This window comes from Winslowiella iniecta (genome assembly GCF_001267535.1).
In the GTDB taxonomy this organism is placed as follows: Bacteria; Pseudomonadota; Gammaproteobacteria; order Enterobacterales; family Enterobacteriaceae; genus Erwinia; species Erwinia iniecta.
Map to the genome: position 1 here is coordinate 44,383 of NZ_JRXE01000016.1, position 24,300 is coordinate 68,682.

Below are 24,300 nucleotides of genomic sequence, written 5' to 3' on the forward strand. Positions count from 1 at the left end.
CCGGCTCTGCTGTTCAGCAGGGCCGGGAAAACCCGCTTAGTGTTAATGATATGAAGCTGTATACCCATGGAATTTCCCGCCCGCCGTTTTCTGCTGTTGTGTTGTTTATTTCCGGCCATGACTTCGCAAGCTGTCCAGCCCGATACCGTGGTGATTCCTGCGGCTCCTGACCTGAATGCGCTGACACCGTCGCAACGCGGCAGCACGTCGGCTGAAGAAAAGCGGCAAACCGTCACTAACCAGACGCTGCAAAACCAGCCGGCGATGGCCGGGGCGCTACTGAATCAGGCGGTGGAGCAACAGCAGTGGCCGGTGGTAAAAGGCATTCTGCCGGTATATCAGTCCAGTCCGCAGGCCGATCCGCTGCTGGTGATGTATGCGCAGGCCGGCTTGGCGCGCAATGAAGGAAAACTGACGGAAGCGGCGGTGCTGTATCGCGAAATGCTCTCTCAGCATCCTGATCTGGTGCCGGTGCGTCTCGATCTGGCGCGGACGCTGTTTGAGGATCGCCAGTATGAAGCGGCGGCATGGAATTTTCAGCAGGCGCGCGCCGGGAATCCTCCGCCAGCCGTGCAGGAAAATATTAATCACTACCTGAGTTATATTCAGAACCACCGCGGCTGGGTGGGAAACCTCAGTTTGAGTTATCTGAATGACAGTAATGTGAATAATGCTTCGGACGGTAAAACCATCCGTATTGGTGACCGGCTGTTTGAACGCGATCCCGATTCGTACCCGAAGCGCGGCGAAGGCATTTATTATGGTGGCACGTTGCAGCGCGATTTTAATCAGGCTGACCATCATAATATTCGCTTCAGAACCACACTGAGCGGAAAGTCATACTGGAATAATCATGCATATGACGACATTATTTCGCGTGCTTATCTCGGCTATGTTTATCAGGATGCACGCCAGCAGCTGGCGTTATTGCCCTTTTATGAAAAACGCTGGTATGGCACCGCAGCTTACTCTTACGGTGCTGGTGTGCGCGGGGAGTTCAGTTACCTGATTGCGGCTGACTGGCAACTGAGTCAGGCGGTTGAGTATCAACAGCTTAGTTATGATTCCCAGGATTATCGTTACCTGCGGGGTGACAACCGGCTACTCTCTACCACGCTGGCACATGCGATTAATTCACGACTGTCGCTGTTTGGCGGTATTGATATCGGTGAACAAAAAACGCAATTAGCCTCAGAAACTCACCAGCGCGTTGGCGGACGCTTCGGATTACAGACGGCATTGCCGTATGGCATATCAATGGGCGCGATGGCCAGTTTTGCGCAACGCCGCTATCAGGCGGAAAATGATATTTTTCAGCAGAAACGTCAGGATAAAGAGCAGCTTTATGCGCTGTCATTGTGGCATCGGGATCTCTATTTCTTTAATCTGATGCCGAAGATTAATGTTATTTATAAACGAATCGACAGCAATATTGATTTTTACCGTTATGACACGCTGAATGTATTTTTAAGCGTCGACAGAGAATTTTAATTTCCCACTGCCTGAGCTGGCGCAGTGGTCGCCAGCCGTTTCTTACCTCTCCTGAAACCCGTGAGATGGCCTGCCATAACCTCAGTCTGTGCTGTGTCCCGGCGTGCATTTGGCGCGAAACTCACCGCTATAAACATGAGTTATTTTAATCATCTCTGGTATTGAACTCTGCTGGCTGAGTGTCGCTCCAAAATTTTTATAAATTTGTGACTGAAGTCACTTTTTGAAACTGGCTAATTTTCAATCAGCCATTATGCGCCAGGTGCTTATCGTATAACCCATTGTTTTATATATTTTAATCTTAATTTACCCTCATCGTCTGGAAATAATAACAATATAATTACTGTTAAATATTCATTTAATAATCGGCAGTTATGATTTTTGCGTAGTGCATCACAGTCAGATTTGTCAATTTGCGGCTGACTGGTAGCACGAATTGCTAATATTGCAACTGCTAATGGCTTAAGGAAATTTAACGATGTCTGAGTTCCTGCCTTTTTCCCGACCCGAAATGGGTGAAAGCGAATTGGCTGCCGTTCGCGAGGTTTTTGCATCAGGTTGGATCACCACTGGCCCCAAGAATCAGCAGCTGGAACAGGCATTTTGTCAGTTAACCGGTAATCAGCATGCCATTGCGCTCAGTTCGGCAACTGCCGGGATGCACGTCACATTGATGGCGCTGGGGATTAAGGCCGGAGATGAAGTGATTACCCCTTCGCTGACCTGGGTTTCGACGCTGAATATGATCGCTTTGCTGGGCGCTGAGCCGGTGATGATTGATGTCGACCGCGAAACGTTGATGGTGACACCGGAGCTGATTGAAGCCGCTATCACCCCGCGCACCCGGGCGATTGTGCCGGTTCACTATGCCGGTGCTCCGGCGGATATCGATGCGATTCGCGTCCTCGGCGAACGCTATGGCATCCCGGTGATTGAGGATGCAGCGCACGCGGTGGGGACGGGTTATAAGGGCGCGCATGTGGGGGCATCCGGCACCGCCATCTTCTCATTCCATGCAATTAAAAATATCACCTGCGCGGAAGGCGGGCTGGTGGTGACTGATGACGAACAACTGGCGAACCGTATTCGTAGTCTCAAATTTCATGGTCTGGGCGTTGATGCATATGACCGTCAGACGCTCGGTCGCGCACCGCAAGCTGAGGTGATTAGCCCTGGCTATAAATACAATCTGGCCGATATTAACGCCGCGATTGCGCTGGTGCAGCTGGAGAAGCTACCCCAGCTTAATGCGCGCCGCGCGGCGATTGCCGGGCGTTATTTACAGGCGCTGTCCGATGGCCCTTTTACGCCACTGGCGCTGCCTGACTGGCAACATCATCACGCCTGGCACCTGTTTATTATCCGGGTTGATGAGCAGAAAGCCGGTATCCGTCGCGACGATCTGATGCAGCAGTTAAAAAATCGTGGCATTGGCAGCGGGCTCCATTTCCGCGCGGCGCATACGCAAAAATATTATCGCGAACGCTTTCCTAAGCTCTCATTACCGGATACCGAGTGGAACTCTGAGCGTATTTGTTCAATCCCCCTGTTTCCGGCCATGACCGATGAAGACACCACGCGCGTTATTCGCGCGCTAAACGAGATTGCCGGAAAATAACATCATGAATGAGCAAGAGATTAATAAGGTCTCGGTCGTAATCCCGGTATTTAACGAGCAGGAGTGCCTGCCTGAATTGATCCGGCGCACCTGTGCTGCCTGCGCCTTACTGCCAATGGACTATGAAATTTTGCTGGTGGATGACGGCAGTAGTGATGATTCGGCGGAGATAATGGCGGCGGCGGCAGAACAACCGGGCAGTCATATTGTCGCGGTATTACTGAACCGTAATTATGGTCAGCATTCGGCGATTATGGCCGGTTTCAGCCACGTCAGCGGGGATTTGATTATCACGCTGGATGCCGATCTGCAAAATCCGCCGGAAGAGATCCCGCGTTTAGTTAGCGTGGCGGCAGAAGGGTATGACGTGGTCGGCACCGTACGGCAAAACCGCCAGGACAGCTGGTTTCGAAAACGTGCATCGCGACTGATTAATCACCTGATTCAACGCACCACCGGTAAAGCCATGGGCGATTACGGCTGCATGCTGCGCGCCTACCGTCGCCATATTATTGAGGCGATGCTGCATTGCCACGAGCGCAGCACCTTTATTCCGATTCTGGCGAACACGTTTGCCCGTCGCGCCATTGAAATACCGGTTAAACATGCCGAGCGCGAGTTTGGCGATTCAAAATACAGCTTTATGAAGCTGATTAATTTGATGTACGACCTGATTACCTGTCTGACCACCACGCCACTGCGCATGCTGAGTGTATTTGGCAGCGTGATTGCGCTGTTTGGCTTTGCCATTTCGCTGTTGTTGATTTTGTTGCGGCTGTTTTTTGGTCCGCAGTGGGCGGCGGAAGGGGTTTTTATGCTGTTCGCTATTCTGTTTATTTTTATTGGTGCGCAGTTCGTCGGCATGGGCTTATTAGGTGAGTATATTGGACGTATTTATAACGATGTCCGCGCCCGCCCGCGTTATTTCATCCAGCGCGTAGTTAAACACTCATCATCTTCTTCCGCACAGGACAATCAATAATGAAAGTCGTCGTCTTTGCTTATCACGATATGGGGTGCGTTGGTATCAATGCGCTGGTCAACGCGGGTTATGACATTGCCGCTATCTATACGCATGCTGATGCGGCGGGTGAGAATCAGTTCTTTGCCTCGGTAGCGCGCACTGCCGCCGAGCTGGGTATTCCGGTATTTGCCCCGGAGGAGATTAATCATCCATTGTGGATTGACCGGATTAAAAGCAGCGAGCCTGATGCCATCTTCTCTTTTTATTATCGCAATATGCTGTGTGACGAGATTATTCATTGCGCGAAGCAGGGCGCGTTTAATCTTCACGGTTCATTGCTACCTGACTATCGCGGGCGCGCACCGCTTAACTGGGCGCTGGTAAACGGCGAAACAGAGACCGGTGTGACGCTGCACCGCATGGTTGCACGTGCGGATGCTGGCGCAATTATTGCCCAGCAGCGGGTGACAATTACTGCGGAAGATAATGCGCGCAGCTTACATGGCAAACTTAACGAGACCGCTGCCGGTCTGCTGAGCGGCATTCTGCCAGAGATTAAAACCGGTGAATTCACCGAGTTGCCGCAGGATCACAGCAAAGCCCGCTATTTTGGTCGCAGAACGCCGGAAGATGGCCGTATTCACTGGGATCAGCCCGCGGCGGTGATTCATAATCTGGTGCGTGCGGTGACCGATCCCTGGCCGGGAGCCTTCAGCTATGTCGGTGCCAGTAAATTTACCGTCTGGAAAACCCGCGTGCACAGCGACAGGCCAGCGGCAAAAGCCGGAACGGTTCTGTCGACGCAGCCGCTGATTATCGCCTGTGGCAGTGAAGCACTGGAGGTGCTGACTGGGCAGAGTGAAAACGGCGTATATATGCAGGGTTCGCAGCTGGCGCAGACGCTGGGTCTGGTCCCCGGTGCGTTACTGAATAGTCTGCCAAATGCCGCAGTAAAACGCCGCACCCGGGTGTTAATCCTCGGCGTCAATGGCTTTATTGGTAACCATCTGACCGAGCGTTTACTGCGTGATGATAATTTTGAGATATTCGGCCTCGATATCAGCTCGGATGCCATCAGCCGCTTTATCGCCAATCCGCGTTTCCATTTTGTCGAAGGGGATATCAGCATTCACTCCGAGTGGATTGAATATCACATCAAAAAATGTGATGTGATTCTGCCGCTGGTGGCCATTGCCACGCCGATTGAATATACCCGCAATCCGCTGCGCGTATTTGAACTGGATTTCGAAGAGAACCTGAAGATTATTCGTGACTGCGTGAAATATAAAAAACGCATCATTTTCCCGTCAACCTCGGAAGTGTACGGCATGTGCAGCGATCCGGTATTCGATGAGGACCACTCCAATCTGATCGTCGGGCCGATCAACAAACAGCGCTGGATCTATTCGGTGTCGAAACAGCTGCTGGATCGCGTGCTGTGGGCCTACGGTGAAAAAGAGGGGCTGCGTTTTACCCTGTTCCGGCCTTTTAACTGGATGGGGCCGCGCCTGGATAACCTGAATGCGGCGCGTATCGGCAGCTCAAGGGCGATTACTCAGCTGATTCTTAATCTGGTAGAAGGCTCGCCGATTAAACTGATCGACGGCGGTCAGCAGAAGCGCTGTTTCACCGATATCGCCGACGGCGTTGAAGCACTGTTCCGTATTATTGAAAATAAAAACAATAACTGCGACGGGCAGATTATCAATATTGGTAACCCGGACAATGAAGCCAGTATCAAACAGCTGGCAGAACAGCTGTTGGCGAGCTTCGAGCGCCATCCACTGCGCGACCAGTTCCCGCCTTTCGCCGGTTTCCGTGAAGTGGAAAGCAGCAGTTACTACGGCAAAGGCTATCAGGATGTCGAGCACCGCAAGCCGAGCATTCGTAATGCGCGTCGCCTGCTGAACTGGACGCCGGAAGTGGGGATGGACAAAACCATTGATGACACGCTGGATTTCTTCCTGAAGACCGTTGAACCGGTGGAAGGGAGCAGATGAAAAAGGTCGGTTTGCGGATTGATGTTGATACCTGGCGTGGCACGCGCGATGGCGTTCCCGCCTTAGTGAAACTGCTTAGTGCGCACCAGACCAGCGCAACGTTTTTCTTTAGTGTCGGGCCAGACAATATGGGACGTCATCTCTGGCGGCTGTTGAAACCGAAGTTTTTCTGGAAGATGCTGCGCTCTAATGCGGCCTCGCTGTATGGCTGGGATATCTTGCTGGCGGGCACCGCGTGGCCCGGACGCAATATCGGTGAGGGGCTGCCGGAGGTGATTCGCGCGGCCGCTCAGCATCATGAAATGGGTCTGCACGCCTGGGATCATTTCGCCTGGCAAACCTGGGCTGGCGTCTGGTCAGAGGAAGAACTTAGCCAGCAGATACGCCGTGGGCATGACGCGTTAAGCCGGATTATCGGCGATGCCGTCAGCTGCTCAGCGGTGGCGGGCTGGCGTGCCGATCAGCGGGTCGTCCAGGCCAAACAAGCCTTCGCTTTTCGTTATAACAGCGACTGCCGTGGCAACGCGCCTTTCCGACCGCGCTTGCGCGATGGAACGCTCGGCACGGTGCAGATCCCGGTTACCTTGCCGACCTGGGATGAAGTGATTGGCCGTGAGGTGACGGCTGAGCACTACAACGCCTTCATTCTTGAAAAAATTCAGCAGCATCGCGGAACGCCGGTTTACACCATCCATGCTGAAGTTGAAGGCATCGCGATGCGCCAGCTGTTTGCCGATCTGCTGACGATGGCTGAGCAGCAGGGGGTTCAGTTTTGTCCACTCAGCGAGTTATTACCGGAGGATATCGCCACGTTACCGGTCGGTAAGGTGGTGCGCGGTTCACTGCATGGCAGGGAAGGGTGGCTGGGATGCGAGCAACTATCAGAGTGAAGACAACATGAAAATGCTCAAAAATGGCTGGCTTCTGCTGGTACTTTTTTCATTGTATTACCTGATTCCTCTTGAGTTTCGTAGTCTGTGGCAGCCTGATGAAACGCGTTATGCGGAAATCAGCCGCGAAATGTTAGCCAGTGGCGACTGGGTGGTGCCGCACTTTTTTGACCTGCGTTATTTCGAAAAGCCGGTCGCGGGTTACTGGATCAATAACCTTGGTCAGTGGCTGTTTGGCGCCAGTAATTTTGGCGTGCGTTTTGGCTCAGTATTGTCGATTACCCTGACGGCATTAATGGTTTACTGGCTGAGCTGGAAAATGTGGCGTGACAGTAGAACCGCGCTGATGGCGGCTGTGATTTTCCTCAGCTGTTTTTTAGTCTACGCCATTGGCAGCTATGCGGTGCTGGATCCGATGATCACCCTGTGGCTGGCTGCGGCCATGTGCAGTTTCTGGCTGGCGGTGGAGGCGAAAACCCGGCGCAATAAAGTGCTGGCCTGGCTGTTGCTGGGACTGGCCTGCGGCATGGGCTTTATGACCAAAGGTTTTCTGGCGCTGGCGGTGCCGGTTGTAGGCGTTTTGCCGTGGGTGATTCAGCAAAAGCGCTGGAAAGAGCTGCTGCTGTTTGGTCCGCTGGCCATTCTTGGCGCGGTGCTGATTAGCCTGCCGTGGGCGCTGGCAATTGCCCGGCGCGAGCCCGATTTCTGGCACTATTTTTTCTGGGTGGAACATATTCAGCGCTTTGCCGAGGAGAATGCGCAGCATAAAGCGCCATTCTGGTATTACTTACCGGTACTGCTGGGCGGAGCCTTACCGTGGCTGGCGCTGCTGCCTGGTGCACTGCGGCGCGGCTGGCAACAACGCGGACAAGACAGCGGCAGCCTCTATCTGTTGGGCTGGTTTGTGATGCCGCTGCTGTTTTTTAGCGTGGCAAAAGGCAAGTTACCGACTTATATCCTGCCCTGTTTTGCGCCACTGGCGATATTAATGGCGCGGCATGCGGTGCAGCTGGTTGCCAGTGGTGGTGCGGTACTGCGCGCCAATAGCTGGATCAATATGCTGTTTGGCCTGATCTGCGCGCTGGTGGTACTTCTGGTGCTGGCACCGTGGAGCGTCACGCGGCATCCGCTGTATGCTCACCATGAACTGCTGAAAGTGCTGCTGGCCGCAAGTGGCTTTCTGTTCTGGGCGCTGGTGGGGGCTTTTACACTGAAAGACGCCACGCGGCGCTGGCCAGCGGCGGTGCTTTGTCCGCTGGGCATTGCGCTGGTTATCGGCGCAGTGATCCCGCAACAGGTGGAGGATTCGAAGCTGCCGCAGGCATTTATTAATGCGATACGTCAGGATATCAGCGACAGCCGCTATATTCTCGCCGACAGCCCAGGCGTGGCGGCGGGCATCGCCTGGGAGCTGAAACGCAGTGATATCGGCTTCTATGAGGAAGCCGGGGAACTGAAATATGGTCTGGAATATGCTGATTCCCGCCACCGGCTACTCGATGGACGTGATTTTGCTGACTGGCTGGAGACGCATCGCCGCGAGGGGAAAGTCTCGCTAATATTGCTGTTGTCGCGTGGTGAAGACGAAACCAGTCATCAGCTGCCGGCTGCTGACTTTATTTATCAGCAAGGGCGCTTCATTCTGTATCAATATAATCAGCTACCATGAATATTCTGCTGATTGTGATTGCCAGCCTGCTGAGTTGCGCAGGTCAGCTGTGCCAGAAACAGGCTACTCACTGTGGCGATGCGCAGCGGCGTAAACGGCATATGCTGTTATGGCTGAGTTTCAGCGTGCTGCTGCTGGCTGGCGCGATGCTGGTATGGCTGTGGGTGTTACAGCAGGTGCCGGTCAGCGTTGCCTATCCGATGCTTAGTCTGAACTTTATTATTATCGCCTTTGCCGCACGATGGTTATGGCAGGAGCGCATCAGCCTGCGTCACAGCCTCGGCATTATGCTGATTGTCGCCGGGGTGGTGGTGCTGGGAGTTTATGCATGACTGGCTATCTGTGGGCAGCACTCAGTATTTTGCTGGTCAGCGCAGCACAGCTCAGTATGAAATGGGCGATGCTGAATTTGCCGCCAGCGCAGGATCTGGCGGTTTTTTTCCACGCTTTATTCGCCTTTACCCCTGGCGCACTGGCGCTGTTTGCCGGACTAAGCGCCTATGGCTTTTCGATGCTGTGCTGGGTGATGGCGCTGCACCATATCACTCTGAGCCGCGCCTATCCGCTGCTCAGCCTGAGTTATATTTTAGTGTGGCTCGCCGCGCTGTTTGTTCCTGGGCTGAACGAAACCTTTTACTGGGGCACACTCGGCGGCGTGGTGTTAATTGTCAGCGGACTGCTGGTTATTTGCTGGCCAGCACGCGATCGGAAAACGGAATAACCGACTCACGGATCATTAGCTGGCCTCTGAACGGCGTTTGCGGCGCATTTTGATTGCCGTCCAGTAAGTTGACCAGCCGGTTCAGCGTCTCTTTAATCATTTCCGCCACCGGCACATGCACGGTGGTTAAGGTCGGAATAAAGAACGAGGCGGTTGGCGTATCGTCAAAACTCAGCAGCGATATCTGCTGCGGCACCGCAATACCAGCCTGGTGAAAGGCTCGGGCGGCACCGATCGCCATATCATCATTACTCGCCACTAAGGCTGAGAAGTCGACGCCGCGCGCCAGCAACTGTTGTGCGGCCAGCCGTCCGCTCTCAGGCGTCCACGCGCCCTCAATCACCCGTGCCGTGTCAAGCTCTATATGATGAGCAGCCAGCGCCTGCTGATAGCCGGCATAGCGGCTTTCACTGGTCGGTGAACCGGCGACGCCGCGAATAAAGGCGATCTGACGGTGGCCCTGGGCAATCAGGTGGCTGACTGCCTCCTGACTATCCAGCTGATGCGCGGCGAAGACGCAATGATCCGGATGGCGGCTGAGCTGGCGATTCACCACCATAATCGGCTGCTGATGCTGTTCAATAATCTCATCCAGTTCCGCCGGGTTAAGAAAGCGTGGATAGATAATGATCGCGTCACAGCGTAGATCGAGTAAAAACTGGATCGCCTGGCGTTCTTCTTCCGCGCTGTGCTTGCCATCGGCCAGAATCAGCTGACGACCATGCTGCTCGGTCAGGGTGGCAGTCTGAAACAGCAGTTCGCTGAAATAGGGGCCGTGATACAGCGTATTCGTCACCACCAGACCGATACTTTGCGATTTCCGCGTCGCCAGATTACGCGCCAGTAAATTTGGCCGATACCCCGTCTCTTCAATCGCCTGAAATACCCGATCTTTGGTGGTTTTGCTGACATAGCTGTTGCCGGCAAGCACGCGAGAAACCGTGGCTTTGGAGACACCGGCCTTTTTGGCCACGTCTAGCATTGTCGTCATACTGGATTCCTGAAGATGAAAACTCCGGGTTGAGTTTACCGTATTGCGATTTTATGTGCAGCAGCTTACGTCTGCAGTGAGCTTACGTACTTAATTTGGCTGCTGGTTAAGTTTAGTAATTAATAATAGATGAAATAAGTAATAGTGCGGATTTGAAATATATTCAATTAATTTTTTCTTGCCATTTTAATAGGGCTTTTTATCCTGATGCGATCCGAATCACAAATTGTGAAAAGTAATATGAAACCGGTTGCAGATTGTTGGTTGATTTGTCTAAATCAGGATAAACAACAGGCGGGAGATTGGGATGAAAAAAATATTACTATGCTGTGCCGGCGGGATGTCTACCAGTATGCTGGTGCAAAGAATGGAAAAAGAAGCGAAAGAACAAGGGATTGCCGTAGAGATGCTGGCGGTGGGGTTCGATGACTTCGTCAGTCAGATTGATGCCTGGGATTGCTGTCTTCTCGGGCCGCAAATTAAATACAAATTAGCCGAATTTCAGGCGATTGCTGCTGAGAAGCACAAGCCGGTGGCGGTAATTAATACCATGGATTACGGTATGATGAACGGTAAAAAAGTCCTCAATGATGCACTGGCGTTGATCACCTCACGCGGAGAATAATAATGGGCGCATTCAGTGAGTCATTATTTGGCATTATCGAAAACCGTATCAGCCCGATAGCCGCACGGCTGTCGAATCAGCGACATGTCACGGCAATTAAGGACGGATTTATCTCGTCAATGCCGTTTCTGATTGTTGGCTCTTTTATGCTGTTGTTTGCTCATCCGCCGTTTAGCGCCGACAGCCAGTGGGCGATAGCTAAATGGTGGCTGGGGATGGTGGCCCGTTATTCTGAACAGATCATGATGCCCTACAATATGACCATGGGAATTATGGCAGTGTATATCGCGGCGGCTATCTCCTATAACCTCGCGCAAAGCTACAAAATGAACGGTTTTATGGCCGCCTGTCTGTCGCTGATGTCATTTCTGGTGGTGGCCGCACCGCAAAGTCATGGCGCACTGCCGGTGGGATCGCTCGGTGGTGAAGGGATTTTTACCGCCATTCTGGTGGCGCTCTACAGCACTGAATTAATGCACTTTCTGCAAAAACACCATATCGGGATTAAATTACCCGAGCAGGTGCCACCCAAGATCCGCCAGTCGTTTGATCTGCTGATTCCGATCCTGGCGATCTTCCTGACGCTGTTCCCGCTCAGTCTGTTTATTCAGCATCAGTTTGGCATGCTGCTGCCGCAGGCGATTATGGCGATCTTTGCGCCGATTATCTCGGCATCGGACTCGCTGCCCGCCATTCTGATTGCGGTGCTGCTCTGTCATTTACTGTGGTTTGCCGGCATTCACGGCGCGGTAATTGTCGGCGGTATTCTGCAGGCGTTCTGGCTGACTAACCTTGGCATTAACCAGCAGGCGCTGAATGCCGGTGCACCGATTACCCAAATTTTTATTGAGCCGTTCTGGCAGTTCTTTATTGTGGTCGGCGGTTCCGGTTCGACTATGGGGCTGGTGTTCCTCTATCTGCGCAGTCGCGCACCGCACCTGCGCTCCATCGGTAAGCTGGGGCTGGTGCCGAGCATGTTTAATATCAATGAGCCGATTATTTTTGGTTCGCCGGTGGTGATGAATCCGCTGCTGTTTATTCCGTTTGTCACCGCGCCGCTGGTTAACGCCATCATTGCCTGGGCCGCTACGCGTACCGATTTGGTTAACCATGTGATTTCGCTGGCACCCTGGACCACGCCGGGGCCGATTGGTGCCGCCTGGTCAACCGGCTGGGATTATCGGGCGATTATTCTGGTGGCGGTGCTGATTGGTGTCTCCACCCTGATTTATTACCCGTTCTTCAAAATGTATGAGCGCCAGCTGCTGGCGCAAGCCGAAGCCGAAGAGAAAGAAAAACAGAATTTGCAAACTGTGGAGAGCCACTAATGGAACTTGATGAGACCACGGTCATGGAGCTGATTATCCATGCCGGTGAGGCGCGCTCGTTATCGATGGAAGCGCTGCGTGCGGCACGTAAACACGACTGGGCCACCGCCGATCAACACCTGACGGCCGCCTCAGCGGCGGCGCGGGAAGCGCATAAGATCCAGACCGCGCTGATCGGTGCCGATGAAGGCTGCGGCAAGATCCCGGTGAATTTAATTCTGGTCCATGCGCAGGATCATCTGATGAACGCCATGCTGTGTCGTGAGCTGGCAGAAGAGATCATCGTACTGCACCGCGAAATTGCCGCACTTAAATCCGCCTAATTTCAGGAGAGTGAAAGGATGAAACATCAGCAGTTAACGCCGTTTCCTGAAGGATTTTTATGGGGAGCCTCGACCTCTGCTTATCAGGTTGAAGGGGCATGGAATGAAGACGGCAAAGGGCCATCGGTTATCGACAAGGCCAGCTTTAGCGACAGCATTACCGATTTTACCGTCACCAGCGATCACTATCACCGTTTTCAGCAGGATGTGGCGCTGTTTGCCGAACTGGGGCTGAAAACCTATCGCTTCTCAATTGCCTGGAGCCGCCTGTTCCCGCAAGGCAGCGGAGAGTTGAATGCGGAAGGCGCGGCATTCTACCAGCGTCTGATTGATGAGCTGCGTAAGCACGAGATCGAACCGCTGGTCACCCTGTATCACTTTGATCTGCCGTGGGCATTGCAGGAGAAGGGCGGCTGGTCCGATCCGGCCACCATCGATGCGTTTGAACATTTCGCCAAAACCGCCTTTGAACTCTATGGCGATCGCGTCAATTACTGGCTGACGATTAACGAACAGAACATGATGATCCTGAAAGGGGATGTCATTGGCACGCTGCCGCCGGGTACGCCGGATCCGCAAAAAACGCTATATCAGCAGAATCACCATATGATGCTGGCGCAGGCCAAAGCAATGATTGCCTGCCATCAGATGTTGCCACAGGCGAAAATTGGGCCAGCGCCGAATATCTCTTGCGTCTATCCGGCCAGCCCGCGCCCGGAAGATGTGCTGGCAGCAAATAATTTCACCTCAATACGTAACTGGCTGTACCTCGATCTGGCCTGTTACGGACGCTATAACGCCGTCGCCTGGAGCTTTATGGCGGAGAAAGGTTATCTGCCCACCATTACCGACGCCGAGATGGCGATTCTGCGGGAAGGGAAACCGGACTTTATCGCCTTTAATTACTATGCCTCAGCCACGGTCGGAGCCGGGCTGCCAGCAGACAGTGACGAAGAAGCGTCACGCCAGTTAGTCGACCAGCAGCTGGCGGGCATTGATGAAAGTGTCTATGTCGGTACGGAAAACCGTTACCTGAAGAAAAATCAGTTTAACTGGTATATCGACCCGGTGGGTTTCCGCATTACCGCCCGCGAAATTTATGACCGCTATCATCTGCCATTAATTGTCACTGAAAATGGTCTCGGCGCGTTTGACGAGCTGGTGGCGGGTAACAAAATTTATGATGATTACCGGATTGCCTACCTCAGTGAACATATTCAGCAGTTGCAGCTGGCCATCTCTGACGGAGTGGATCTGTTTGGCTACTGCCCGTGGTCGGCTATCGATCTGGTCAGTACCCATCAGGGCATCCGCAAACGCTACGGGTTTATTTACGTCAACCGTGACGAACATGATCTGAAAGATTTAGCGCGCTTTAAGAAGAAAAGTTTTGCCTGGTATCAACGCGTTATCCGCAGCAACGGGCAAAATCTTAATGGCGCAGTTGAGTATTAACCACGCTGGCGATGCGCCAGCGCTATTTATCTGTATTTGAAAAGGATATTGCATGTCTGAACAACAATTACCGCAAGACTTTCTGTGGGGCGGCGCGGTAGCGGCGCATCAGATTGAAGGTGGTTGGGATCAAGGTGGTAAGGGCGTCAGCATTTGTGATGTGCTTTCCGGCGGTGCACACGGCGTGGATCGGGTGATCACTGACGGCGTTCAGCCGGGTTACAGCTACCCCAATCACCAGGCGGTGGATTTTTACTCGAACTATAAGCAGGATATCGCGCTGTTTGCCGAGATGGGCTTTAAGTGTTTTCGTACCTCAATCGCCTGGACGCGTATTTTTCCTAATGGCGATGAGCAGCAGCCGAATGAGGCCGGATTACAGTTTTACGACGATCTGTTTGATGAGCTGCTGAAATATAATATTGAGCCGGTGATTACGCTGTCGCATTTTGAGATGCCGCACCATCTGGTGAAGGAGTATGGTGGCTGGCTGAACCGTAAAGTGGTTGATTTCTTTGTACGCTACAGTGAAGTGGTGATGAAGCGTTATCAGTCAAAAGTAAAATACTGGATGACGTTTAACGAAATCAACAACCAACGCAACTGGCAGTATCCGCTGTTTGGCTACTGCTGTTCCGGCGTGGTGTTTACCGATCAGCCTGACCCTGAGCTGGCGATGTATCAGACGCTGCACCATCAGTTTGTTGCCAGCGCCAAAGTGGTCAAACTCGGCCATCAGATCAATCCTGAGTTCAAAATTGGTTGTATGCTGGCGCTGGTGCCGCTTTATCCGTGGTCCTGTCATCCGGATGATGTGATGTTTGCGCAGGAAGCGATGCGCGAGCGTCATCTGTTCGGCGACGTTCAGCTGCGTGGGTATTATCCGTCTTATATCCTCAGCGAATGGGCGCGCAAAGGTTACCAGATTGAGATGGCCGCTGACGATCAGCAGACGCTGCGTGAAGGTTGTGCCGACTATCTCGGTTTCAGTTATTACATGAGTAATGCGGTGCAGTACGCGGCGAAAGACAATGCCAGTGGTGATGCGATTGCCGGTTTTAACGGCAGCGTGAAGAACCCGCACGTTAAAGCGTCAGAGTGGGGCTGGCAGATTGACCCGGTTGGTCTGCGTTATACCCTGAATGCGTTTTATGAGCGTTATCAGAAACCGATGTTTATTGTGGAAAATGGTTTTGGTGCGGTAGATCGCGTTGAGGCCGATGGCAGTATCCATGATGATTACCGCATCGCTTATCTGCAGGCGCATATTGAGCAGATGAAAAAAGCGGTGATTGAAGATGGTGTCGATCTGATGGGCTATACGCCGTGGGGATGCATCGACTGTGTTTCCTTTACCACCGGGCAGTACAGCAAGCGCTACGGCTTTATTTATGTTGATAAACATGATGATGGCAGCGGTACGCTGGCGCGTTCGCGCAAGAAGAGTTTCGACTGGTATAAAGCAGTGATTGCCAGTAACGGGCAGCAACTGTGAGTTAATCTTTAAATCAGTGGGTTCCGGTTAAGTAAAAAGCACCGGGATTTCTGGAATATCCCAGGGGGAGTCGTTTTCGGCTCCCGCCCTGATGACATGCGAGGTGCTAATCCTCGGCACGGGCGGCGCGCCGCCCTACGGGTAAGCTTGTTCCAGCATCCAGCGCTGCTGCTCGTGCGAATACTCAATTAATGAATTTTTACTGTTGGAACGCGCAAGAATCCACTGTCGCTCAGCATCCGTCAGCGGTTGCGGCTGTTGCCAGAATTCAGTGATAGCCTGTGTTTTTAACCATTCAGACAGCTGTAATGCCGGGCTGGCGTGGGTTTCAGCAAACAGTTTCCCAGCCAGTTCCGCCATCAACGACTGCTGTTGTGGATGGTCGCTGTCGTTTAGCAGGGTTAAAAATGGAAACAGCAGGCGGCCACACACTTCGCCGTGATGATAATTCTTAATTGCCCCCAGTTCCCCGGCAATACCATGAATGACGCCCAATCCCGCCATGCTCAGGCTAAGTCCGCCAAGCCAGGAGGCCATCATCATCTGCTCACGCGCTTCATCACCGCGCCGATCGTCACGGTTAAGCGCGGGCCAGCCGTTGATAAATGCCTGCATACCGCTAATGGCGGTCTGGCGGCTAAAGGCATTCCCTTTCGCGGACAGGTACGCTTCAAACAGATGCGTAAAAGCATCAATTGCGCAGCTGGCCAGCACCTGGTCCGGCGCACCTTTCAATAACTCAGGATCGAGTATTGCCACCGCTGGCACAAAATTCGCGTGGCGCAACGAAGCTTTCACTTTGATATCGCTCTTGTCGGTCACCACGGCATTTTGCGTCACTTCACTGCCGGTTCCGGCTGTGGTCGGAATGGCGATCAGTGGCAGCGTCTTGCCGCTGAGTGGGCTATCACCGACTTTCTCCAGATAGCGCAGGGTCGTTAGCGGATGTTCGCACAGTGCCGCGAAGGCTTTTGCGGCATCCAGCACGCTGCCCCCGCCAATCGCCACCACCCGTGACGCTTTGCCACGCCAGCGCGCCACCCAGCGATCAATCTCATCGGGAGAGGCTTCATGACTGACAATTTCATGACCGATCAGCAGCGCATCCAATGGTTGCCTGATATGGGTATAAGCGGTGCTGTGCAGAAAAGAGCGCCCACAAAACAGCAGGGTAGGGACGGGTGAAGCCGCGAGCAGCGGGAGAAGTTCACGCAGGCTGCCACTGCCGAAAAAGGTCTGTCGGTTGGAAATCATCTGACTGATATTCATCGGGTCTCTCAACATTATCTTTTCACTGGTGAGCAGACAGTCTACCTGTGATAACCCGTCGGGAAGGAAAATCGGTTAATGACCTTATTTCAAAAGTTTGATCATGCTCTCAAAATGGTAATTCAGCCTGTGTCAGGGATTACTGTTACCGAATGTTACCGCTAACATGTTATCGGTAACAGGCGGCTTCACCTGATGTCTGTTCTGGGATTCCAGCCAATCCATCCTGAAAATGTCAGGTCTGAGGTTGGTAATAAAATAATAATATGACGTCATCAACCTGCTGATGGCGCGTATGCACCGGAGAAGAATTATGCCATTAGTCATCGTTGCGATCGGGGTAGTGCTGCTGCTGCTGCTGATGATTCGCTTCAAACTGAATGGATTTATCGCGCTGATTCTGGTCGCCCTGGCGGTCGGAGTTATGCAGGGTATGCCTGTTGATAAAGTGATCGGTTCAATTAAAGCGGGTGTCGGCGGCACGTTGGGTAGTCTGGCGCTGATCATGGGCTTCGGCGCGATGCTCGGCAAACTGCTGGCGGACTGCGGCGGTGCCCAGCGCATCGCGACCACTTTAATTGATAAGTTTGGTGAAAAACATATTCAGTGGGCGGTGGTGCTGACCGGTTTTACCGTCGGTTTTGCGCTGTTTTATGAAGTCGGCTTTGTGCTGTTGCTGCCGCTGGTGTTTTCCATCGCCGCTTCTGCACGCGTGCCGTTACTGTTTGTTGGCGTGCCGATGGCGGCCGCGCTCTCCGTTACCCACGGCTTTCTGCCGCCGCATCCGGGGCCGACCGCGATTGCCACGCTGTTTAATGCCGATATGGGCAAAACCCTGTTGTTCGGTACTCTGCTGGGTATCCCGACGGTGATTCTTGCTGGGCCGGTGTATGCGCGTTTTCTGAAAGGCATTGATAAGCCGATTCCAAAAGGGCTGTATAACCCGAAAACCTTTACCGATGCGGAGATGCCGAGTTTTGGCGTCAGCGTCCTGACCTCACTGGTGCCGGTGATCCTGATGGCACTGCGCGCGGTAGCCGAAATGGTGCTGCCAAAAGGCCATGTTATTCTGCCTTACGCCGAGTTCCTCGGTGACCCGATTATGGCGACGCTGATTGCTGTGCTGATCGCTATCTTTACCTTCGGTCTGAACCGTGGCCGCAGTATGGATGAGGTGATGGGCACTATCGGTGATTCGATTAAAATCATCGCCATGATGCTGCTGATTATCGGTGGTGGCGGGGCGTTTAAACAGGTGCTGGTGGACAGCGGCGTCGATAAATATATCGCCAGCATGATGCATGCCAGCAACCTGTCGCCGATTCTGATGGCATGGACTATCGCGGCGGTGCTGCGTATTGCGCTGGGATCAGCCACCGTTGCGGCAATTACCGCTGGCGGTATTGTTGCGCCACTGATTCTGACCACCGGTGTCAGTCCTGAGCTGATGGTGATTGCCGTGGGTTCCGGAAGCGTGATTTTCTCTCACGTTAACGATCCTGGTTTCTGGCTGTTTAAAGAGTACTTTAACCTGACCATCGGCGAGACTATCCGCTCCTGGTCGGTGCTGGAGACGATTATTTCGGTGTGCGGACTGGTGGGCTGTCTGCTGCTGTCGAATGTGATTTAATCGCCACTGATGTCGGGTTTGCGGGCGGCGAAAACGTCGCCCCTACTCGATTTCAGACTCATAGTCGGCGTTCTTGCCGCCCGTTCTGATAACCTGCGCCAGCGCTACTCCCGACTTAGCTTAAATCATGCAGATCCAAATCCAGCGCGGGTGTCAGGCTGATTTCACTAAACACCACACTCAGACCGGCGCGCTCCGGGGTGCAACACATTACGCCAATGCGGTAATGGCTGGCTGACGGGAAGCGACATAGTCTCAGCAGCGGCCAGCTGATGCCATCAGCCGAGTATTGCAGCCGCAAACAACCGTTACGTAACGTGATACGCATCCAGAATTGTTCGGCATCCGCAGTAAACAGACCGGTGGCCCAGTCTGAGTGACCAAGGGTCAGCACGCTACCCATCATCGGCTGACCATCGCAGAATTCGATGCCGGATTTAAGCCACTGCTGCTCATCAATGGCGATCATAATGCCCGCTTGATCATAGAGCGCAGAGAATTCAGCATTCACCTTCACCTGAAAGGTAAAGTCTTCGCTGACCTCGCAGTGATAAAAGTGCCCCGAGTGGCGGGTAAAGCCGTACCAGGTTTCGCGCCAGAAATCGCTGTTATCGGCGGTGACAACATGCAGCGAATCACTGTTTACCGACCATTGCGGCGGTTCGTTAAGCCAGCTGAAATCGTTATGCATCACATCCTCTGTTGGCAGCAGAAACAATACGGGCCACCCTGCGGCGGCCCGAAAAGGATGGCTTAATGTGGCTGTTCAAAGCCTGCTTTCACCATCTGATCGCGTAGCAGTCGGGTAAGTTCACGATTGCCACCGGTTACCGGATAGATGACATTATTAATCACATCATCCAGATAGTGCTCATCAAATTCTTGCATGGTGAGCGGAGTACCACCTTCATCATTAATCGCAATGGTGCCGCGGATATGATTGCCCGCATCGCGAGCTTTCAAACTGTACCTGCCCATGCGCGTGTTAATCATGCTCATATCATCTCCTTGTTACCTGCTGGTTTGAACTCATAACAAGTGAGGGCACTAAAGAGCCCAGGCCAACGCCATTAAGTTTAGTTGCTCTGGCAGCGGGCAAGCGGGCAGAAACGTCTGTCCCGTGATGGTGCTCGCAAAATTTTTGGTCAGCTTGCCACGATCAATTCCGGCGAGGCTGACGCCAGCGCTTGCTGCGCACTGTCGGGCAGTTTGCTGTCGGTGATCACCGCAGCAAAATTATCCAGCGGCAGCGCGAGGAAAGTGGCAATTTTATTGTATTTCGAGCTGTCGCTGAGCAACACGCGTTTACTGCTGACTTCGGCGACCATGCGCTTCACCATCACTTTATCTTCATCCGGGGTAAAGATGCCGCGCAGCCCCCAGCAGGAGGCTGAGATAAAGGCAATATCAATCGACAGGTTCTGCAAAGCACGTGCCGCGGCCTCGCCGACGCAGGAGCGATTTTCGCGGCACAGGCTGCCGCCAGTATGAATCATCCGACACTGGGTAGACTCGATAATAAAATTGGCAATCATAAAGTCATTGGTCACGATTAACAGATCGTCACGCCCGGTCAGTTCACGCGCCAGTGCCAGCGTAGTGGTGCCGGCATCCAGATAAATACAGCTGTTGCGCGGAATAAGCCGGGCGGCACGTTGTCCGATAACACATTTTTCCTCACTGAACATGGCGGTTTTATCCAGATGCGACGGCTCTGCCGCCAGTCGCTCTGTCGAACGTACCCCGCCAGAAACCGACAGCAGCGCACCTTGCTCCTCCAGTTTCTGCACGTCACGCCGGATGGTCATATGGGAAACACCCAGACGTTCTGTTAGCTCGTTAATGCTAATCACACCGCGCTCTGCTATCAGCGCTAAAATTTGTTGATGCCGTTGTACCGGGATCATGACTGCTCCTTTCTGACTGACCCTGACATAGTGCTTCCAGTATAGCGCTGGCGCTGCGGCGGTTTTATCAATTTTTCACATTCCGGCTCATTGATTTATGGGTTGATCAAAAATCCATCACTATCATCATGCAGGTGGCCTTATATAACATATTGATTTTAATTATAAGTTATTTGCATGGCATCACTACGCTTGTTAATTAGTGTTAAAAACCGACGATTCTGACGTTAATAATTGTGAGGTTCATCACGTGAAAGCGCGCGAAGAGTGCTTATACTTAACACAACAAAACAAATTATCACCAAAATTAACACGAGGAAGCTATGGCACAGACATCAGCACTTAACGTCGGCGTGATTGGCCTGGGGTCAATGGGCATGGGCGCTGCGCAATCCTGCATTAAGGCCGGACTGAATACCTTTGGTGTCGACCTCAATCCGCTGGCGCTGGAAACCCTGCGCCAAAGTGGTGCGCAGGCCGCTGAAAGCAGTGCCACATCCTTCGCCAGCCAGCTGGACGCGGTGCTGCTGCTGGTGGTCAATGCGGCGCAGGTAAAAGGCATTCTGTTCGGCGAACAGGGCGTTGCCAGTAAGCTGAAGCCTGGCACCGTGGTGATGGTCTCTTCAACCATTTCTTCACAGGATGCGCAGTGGATTGAGCAGCAGCTGGCACAGCATCAACTGCTGATGCTGGATGCGCCGGTATCCGGTGGTGCAGCCAAAGCCGCGCTGGGCGAAATGACGGTGATGGCTTCCGGCAGCGATCAGGCATTTGAACGAGTGCAACGGGTGCTGGATGCCGTGGCCAGCAAAGTCTATCGCATCGGCAGTGAGATTGGCCTCGGTTCTACCGTCAAAATTATCCATCAGTTGCTGGCCGGGGTGCATATTGCTGCCGGGGCGGAAGCGATGGCGCTGGCGGCGCGTGCCGGTATTCCGCTCGATACCATGTATGACGTGGTGACCAACGCAGCCGGTAACTCGTGGATGTTTGAAAACCGTATGCGGCACGTGGTGGATGGCGACTACTCGCCAAAGTCGGCGGTGGATATTTTTGTTAAGGATCTCGGGCTGGTGGCGGATACCGCTAAAGCGCTGCACTTCCCGCTGCCGCTGGCCTCAACCGCGTTTAATATGTTTACCTCCGCCAGCAACGCCGGTTTTGGCAAGCAGGATGACAGTGCGGTCATCAAGATTTTTAGCGGTATTACGCTGCCGGAAAAGAAGGATCAACCATAATGCGCCTCGGAGTGATTGCCGACGATTTTACCGGCGCGACGGATATTGCCAGTTTCCTGGTGCAGAACGGCATGTCGACAGTACAGCTGAATGGCGTGCCGTCGGGTGATGAAAGCTTCAGCACCGATGCGATTTTGGTCAGCCTGAAATCGCGCTCCTGCCCGACAGAGCAGGCGGTCAGTGATTCACTGGCGGCGCTGCGCTGGCTGCAACAGCAGGGTTGCGAGCGCTTTTACTTCAAGTATTGCTCCACCTTCGACAGCACCGCGCAGGGAAATATTGGTCCGGTCACCGATGCGCTGCTGGATGCGCTGGGTGAACAGCAAACCATTATCTCGCCAGCGCTGCCGGTCAATGGTCGCACCGTCTATCAGGGCTATCTGTTTGTGATGGACACGCTGCTGTCCGAGTCGGGTATGCGCCATCATCCGGTGACGCCAATGACCGACAGTAACCTGATGCGTCTGATGGAGCGCCAGGCGCGCGGCAAAGCGGGGCTGATCGCCAGCGCGGTGATCGATCAGGGACCGGAAGCGGTACAAGCCCGGCTGGCAGCATTGAAAGCCGACGCGGTGCGTTATGTGGTGCTGGATACGCTACATGAACAGCATCTGCTGACCCAGGGGGCGGCGCTGAAGGAGATGAAGCTGGTCACCGGCGGTTCCGGTCTGGCCATTGGGCTGGCACGTCAGCTGGCCTCGGGCAGCCGCGATCGGCAGCAAGCCGAAGCAGCGGGCGCACCTCAGGGTGGGCGTGCGGTGGTGATTTCAGGCTCCTGCTCGACAATGACCAACCGTCAGGTGGCGGCCTATCGCCAGCAGGCTGCGGCTAAAGTGGTCGAAGTGGAGGCCTGCCTTGCTGATGCGCAAAGCTATGCCTTGCAGCTGTGTGACTGGGTGGAGCAGAACGCCGACGGTGAGTTAGCGCCGCTGCTGTTTGCCACTTCGGATGCGCAACAGTTGCAGCGAATTCAGCAGCAGTATGGTGCAGCACGCAGCAGCGAGGCGGTCGAGTACTGTTTCGCCGCGGTAGCGCGTGAATTGCAGGCACGCGGTTTCCAGCGCTTTATCGTCGCCGGCGGGGAAACGTCCGGCGTGGTGGCGCAGACGCTGGGCGTCAGTGCGTTTCATATTGGCCCGGTAATCTCGCCAGGCGTGCCATGGGTGCGGGATACTGACCAGCCACTTTCGCTGGCGCTGAAATCTGGCAATTTCGGCGATGAGAATTTCTTTGCCCGCGCACAAACGGAGTTTCCACAATGACCGAACAACAAGCTCGCGAACAGATGGTAAAACTGGGCGCGTCGTTCTTTCAGCGTGGCTACGCCACCGGTTCGGCAGGAAATCTGTCGATGATGCTGGAGGACGGGCACTTACTGGCGACGCCAACCGGCTCCTGCCTCGGCGAACTCGACCCTGACACGCTGTCAAAAGTGACGCTGGACGGCGAGTGGCTGTCCGGTGATAAACCGTCGAAAGAGATCAGTTTTCATCGGGCTATCTACCTGAATAAGCCAGAATGCAAGGCGGTGGTGCATCTCCACAGCCTGTATCTGACCGCGCTGTCGTGCCTGCAAGGTCTGGACAGTAAAAACTGTATCAAACCCTTTACGCCGTATGTTGTGATGCGTGTCGGTGATGTGCCGGTAGTGCCGTATTATCGCCCGGGTGATGCGCGCCTCGGTGAGGATTTAGCCCGGCTTGCGCCGCACTTTAACGCTTTCCTGCTGGCCAACCACGGCCCGGTAGTCGTGGGCAAAAGCCTGCGTGAAGCGGCAGACAATACCGAGGAGCTGGAAGAGACGGCACGCCTGATTTTCACTCTCGGCGACCGTCCGATTCGTTATCTCAGTGATGACGAAGTGGCAGAGTTAAGGAGTTAATTATGCCTAAGTTTGCAGCCAATTTATCGACCATGTTTAACGAACTGCCGTTTCTCGAACGGTTTGATGCCGCAGCAGCAGCGGGTTTTCAGGCGGTCGAGTTTCTGTTTCCTTATGACTATCCGGCCGAAGTCATTAAAGCGCGGCTGCAACACAATCAGTTGCAGCTGGTGCTGTTTAATACCGCACCTGGTAACGTGACGGCGGGTGAGTGGGGCGTGGCGGCGATTCCCGGACGCGAGGAGCAGGCGCGGCGTGATATCGACCATGCGCTGGAGTATGCCGTTGCGCTGAACTGCCCGCAGGTGCATGTGATGGCTGCGACGCTGCCGCAAGGGGCGGATCGTGAAGCGTATTGCCAGACGTTTATCGCCAATATGCGCTATGCCGCCGAACGTTTTGCGCCACACAAAATTCGTCTGTTGATTGAGGCACTCAATCCGACCACCAAACCACATTATCTCTATGCCAGCCAGTATCAGACACTTGAAATGGTCAAACGCATCGACCGTGACAATGTGTTTACTCAGCTTGATCTGTTTCATGCGCAGTTGGTCGATGGCAACCTGAGTCATTTAATCCGTCAGTATGCCGGATGCTATCAGCATGTTCAGATCGCCTCCGCTCCTGACCGCCATGAGCCGGATGAAGGAGAGATTAATTATCCGTGGCTGTTTCAGTTACTGGATGAGGTGGGGTATTCCGGCTGGGTTGGCTGCGAATATTTTCCGCGCGGCGCGACCGTTGACGGACTTGGCTGGTTTGCAGACTGGCGTTCACTGAAATAACGGCTGAACCCTTGTT

At 53.7% G+C, this 24,300-nt stretch carries 23 protein-coding genes; 18 read left to right on the forward strand and 5 right to left on the reverse strand.

Annotated elements, in window-relative coordinates:
• Nucleotides 1-66: 66 nt before the first annotated feature.
• The 8 genes from NG42_RS12525 to arnF all read left to right on the forward strand — a co-directional run bounded on the left by NG42_RS12525 (nt 67) and on the right by arnF (nt 9,353).
• Complete coding sequence (locus NG42_RS12525; RefSeq protein WP_052899774.1) at nt 67-1,491, forward strand: porin family protein; 1,425 nt, start codon at nt 67-69, stop codon at nt 1,489-1,491.
• 478 nt (nt 1,492-1,969) lie between these two features.
• A complete protein-coding gene (arnB, locus tag NG42_RS12530) occupies nt 1,970-3,109 on the forward strand; it encodes a UDP-4-amino-4-deoxy-L-arabinose aminotransferase (protein ID WP_052899775.1) in 1,140 nt (379 codons plus the stop codon).
• A gap of 4 nt (nt 3,110-3,113) precedes the next feature.
• A complete protein-coding gene (gene arnC, locus NG42_RS12535; protein ID WP_052899776.1) occupies nt 3,114-4,091 on the forward strand; it encodes an undecaprenyl-phosphate 4-deoxy-4-formamido-L-arabinose transferase in 978 nt (325 codons plus the stop codon).
• Nucleotides 4,091-6,073, forward strand: coding sequence for a bifunctional UDP-4-amino-4-deoxy-L-arabinose formyltransferase/UDP-glucuronic acid oxidase ArnA (arnA, locus tag NG42_RS12540; protein WP_052899777.1), 1,983 nt, complete (start codon nt 4,091-4,093; stop codon nt 6,071-6,073). Before arnC ends, arnA begins: the two co-directional genes overlap by 1 nt.
• Nucleotides 6,070-6,963 (forward strand): 4-deoxy-4-formamido-L-arabinose-phosphoundecaprenol deformylase, encoded by an 894-nt coding sequence (gene arnD / locus NG42_RS12545; protein ID WP_052899778.1) that lies wholly within the window; start codon nt 6,070-6,072, stop codon nt 6,961-6,963. Before arnA ends, arnD begins: the two co-directional genes overlap by 4 nt.
• A 7-nt stretch (nt 6,964-6,970) precedes the next feature.
• Nucleotides 6,971-8,632, forward strand: coding sequence for a lipid IV(A) 4-amino-4-deoxy-L-arabinosyltransferase (arnT, locus tag NG42_RS12550; RefSeq protein WP_052899779.1), 1,662 nt, complete (start codon nt 6,971-6,973; stop codon nt 8,630-8,632).
• A complete protein-coding gene (gene arnE, locus NG42_RS12555) occupies nt 8,629-8,964 on the forward strand; it encodes a 4-amino-4-deoxy-L-arabinose-phosphoundecaprenol flippase subunit ArnE (RefSeq protein ID WP_052899780.1) in 336 nt (111 codons plus the stop codon). The genes arnT and arnE overlap by 4 nt, the downstream gene beginning before the upstream one ends.
• The gene (gene arnF, locus NG42_RS12560; protein WP_052899781.1) at nt 8,961-9,353 is read left to right on the forward strand and encodes a 4-amino-4-deoxy-L-arabinose-phosphoundecaprenol flippase subunit ArnF; all 393 of its coding nucleotides are present in this window, start codon (nt 8,961-8,963) and stop codon (nt 9,351-9,353) included. Before arnE ends, arnF begins: the two co-directional genes overlap by 4 nt.
• Here arnF and NG42_RS12565 read toward each other — a convergent pair.
• Nucleotides 9,316-10,344: a LacI family DNA-binding transcriptional regulator gene (locus NG42_RS12565; RefSeq protein WP_052899782.1), complete on the reverse strand. Its 1,029-nt coding sequence runs from the start codon at nt 10,342-10,344 to the stop codon at nt 9,316-9,318. The two genes, arnF and NG42_RS12565, sit on opposite strands and share 38 nt — an antisense overlap.
• A gap of 307 nt (nt 10,345-10,651) precedes the next feature.
• Here NG42_RS12565 and NG42_RS12570 point away from each other — a divergent pair, with 307 nt between their 5' ends.
• The 5 genes from NG42_RS12570 to NG42_RS12590 are packed head-to-tail and all read left to right on the forward strand — an operon-like array spanning nt 10,652 to nt 15,570.
• Complete coding sequence (locus NG42_RS12570; RefSeq protein ID WP_052899783.1) at nt 10,652-10,969, forward strand: PTS sugar transporter subunit IIB; 318 nt, start codon at nt 10,652-10,654, stop codon at nt 10,967-10,969.
• A 2-nt stretch (nt 10,970-10,971) separates the two neighbouring features.
• Nucleotides 10,972-12,297: a PTS sugar transporter subunit IIC gene (locus NG42_RS12575; protein WP_052899784.1), complete on the forward strand. Its 1,326-nt coding sequence runs from the start codon at nt 10,972-10,974 to the stop codon at nt 12,295-12,297.
• Complete coding sequence (locus NG42_RS12580; RefSeq protein WP_052899785.1) at nt 12,297-12,620, forward strand: PTS lactose/cellobiose transporter subunit IIA; 324 nt, start codon at nt 12,297-12,299, stop codon at nt 12,618-12,620. Before NG42_RS12575 ends, NG42_RS12580 begins: the two co-directional genes overlap by 1 nt.
• An 18-nt stretch (nt 12,621-12,638) precedes the next feature.
• Nucleotides 12,639-14,075, forward strand: a complete 1,437-nt coding sequence (locus NG42_RS12585; protein WP_052899786.1) for a glycoside hydrolase family 1 protein — start codon at nt 12,639-12,641, stop codon at nt 14,073-14,075.
• 52 nt (nt 14,076-14,127) lie between these two features.
• On the forward strand, nt 14,128-15,570 hold the full coding sequence (locus NG42_RS12590; protein ID WP_052899787.1) for a 6-phospho-beta-glucosidase: 1,443 nt from the start codon (nt 14,128-14,130) through the stop codon (nt 15,568-15,570).
• A gap of 135 nt (nt 15,571-15,705) precedes the next feature.
• On the opposite strand, the gene NG42_RS12595 is transcribed toward NG42_RS12590, so the two are convergent.
• Complete coding sequence (locus NG42_RS12595; RefSeq protein WP_052899788.1) at nt 15,706-16,839, reverse strand: iron-containing alcohol dehydrogenase; 1,134 nt, start codon at nt 16,837-16,839, stop codon at nt 15,706-15,708.
• A 313-nt stretch (nt 16,840-17,152) separates the two neighbouring features.
• On the opposite strand from NG42_RS12595, the gene gntT reads away from it, so the two are divergent.
• Entirely contained in the window at nt 17,153-18,469 is a 1,317-nt protein-coding gene (gene gntT / locus NG42_RS12600; RefSeq protein ID WP_052899789.1) for a gluconate transporter, read from the forward strand.
• A gap of 115 nt (nt 18,470-18,584) precedes the next feature.
• On the opposite strand, the gene NG42_RS12605 is transcribed toward gntT, so the two are convergent.
• The 3 genes from NG42_RS12605 to ygbI form a co-directional block, all read right to left on the reverse strand.
• A complete protein-coding gene (locus NG42_RS12605; RefSeq protein ID WP_052899851.1) occupies nt 18,585-19,160 on the reverse strand; it encodes a DUF1349 domain-containing protein in 576 nt (191 codons plus the stop codon).
• A gap of 62 nt (nt 19,161-19,222) precedes the next feature.
• Nucleotides 19,223-19,468 carry a hypothetical protein gene (locus NG42_RS12610; protein ID WP_052899790.1) on the reverse strand — a complete coding sequence of 82 codons (246 nt, stop codon included), beginning with the start codon at nt 19,466-19,468 and terminating at the stop codon, nt 19,223-19,225.
• 146 nt (nt 19,469-19,614) lie between these two features.
• A complete protein-coding gene (gene ygbI / locus NG42_RS12615; RefSeq protein WP_052899791.1) occupies nt 19,615-20,376 on the reverse strand; it encodes a DNA-binding transcriptional repressor YgbI in 762 nt (253 codons plus the stop codon).
• Between the two features lie 323 nt (nt 20,377-20,699).
• On the opposite strand from ygbI, the gene ltnD reads away from it, so the two are divergent.
• Genes ltnD through NG42_RS12635 form a run of 4 tightly spaced genes read left to right on the forward strand, consistent with a single transcriptional unit; the run spans nt 20,700 to nt 24,284 of the window.
• A complete protein-coding gene (gene ltnD / locus NG42_RS12620) occupies nt 20,700-21,614 on the forward strand; it encodes an L-threonate dehydrogenase (RefSeq protein ID WP_052899792.1) in 915 nt (304 codons plus the stop codon).
• Nucleotides 21,614-22,876, forward strand: a complete 1,263-nt coding sequence (gene otnK / locus NG42_RS12625; RefSeq protein WP_052899793.1) for a 3-oxo-tetronate kinase — start codon at nt 21,614-21,616, stop codon at nt 22,874-22,876. Before ltnD ends, otnK begins: the two co-directional genes overlap by 1 nt.
• Nucleotides 22,873-23,496 carry a 3-oxo-tetronate 4-phosphate decarboxylase gene (gene otnC, locus NG42_RS12630; RefSeq protein ID WP_052899794.1) on the forward strand — a complete coding sequence of 208 codons (624 nt, stop codon included), beginning with the start codon at nt 22,873-22,875 and terminating at the stop codon, nt 23,494-23,496. The genes otnK and otnC overlap by 4 nt, the downstream gene beginning before the upstream one ends.
• Before the next feature lie 2 nt (nt 23,497-23,498).
• Nucleotides 23,499-24,284 carry an HPr family phosphocarrier protein gene (locus NG42_RS12635; protein WP_052899795.1) on the forward strand — a complete coding sequence of 262 codons (786 nt, stop codon included), beginning with the start codon at nt 23,499-23,501 and terminating at the stop codon, nt 24,282-24,284.
• Nucleotides 24,285-24,300: the final 16 nt, after the last annotated feature.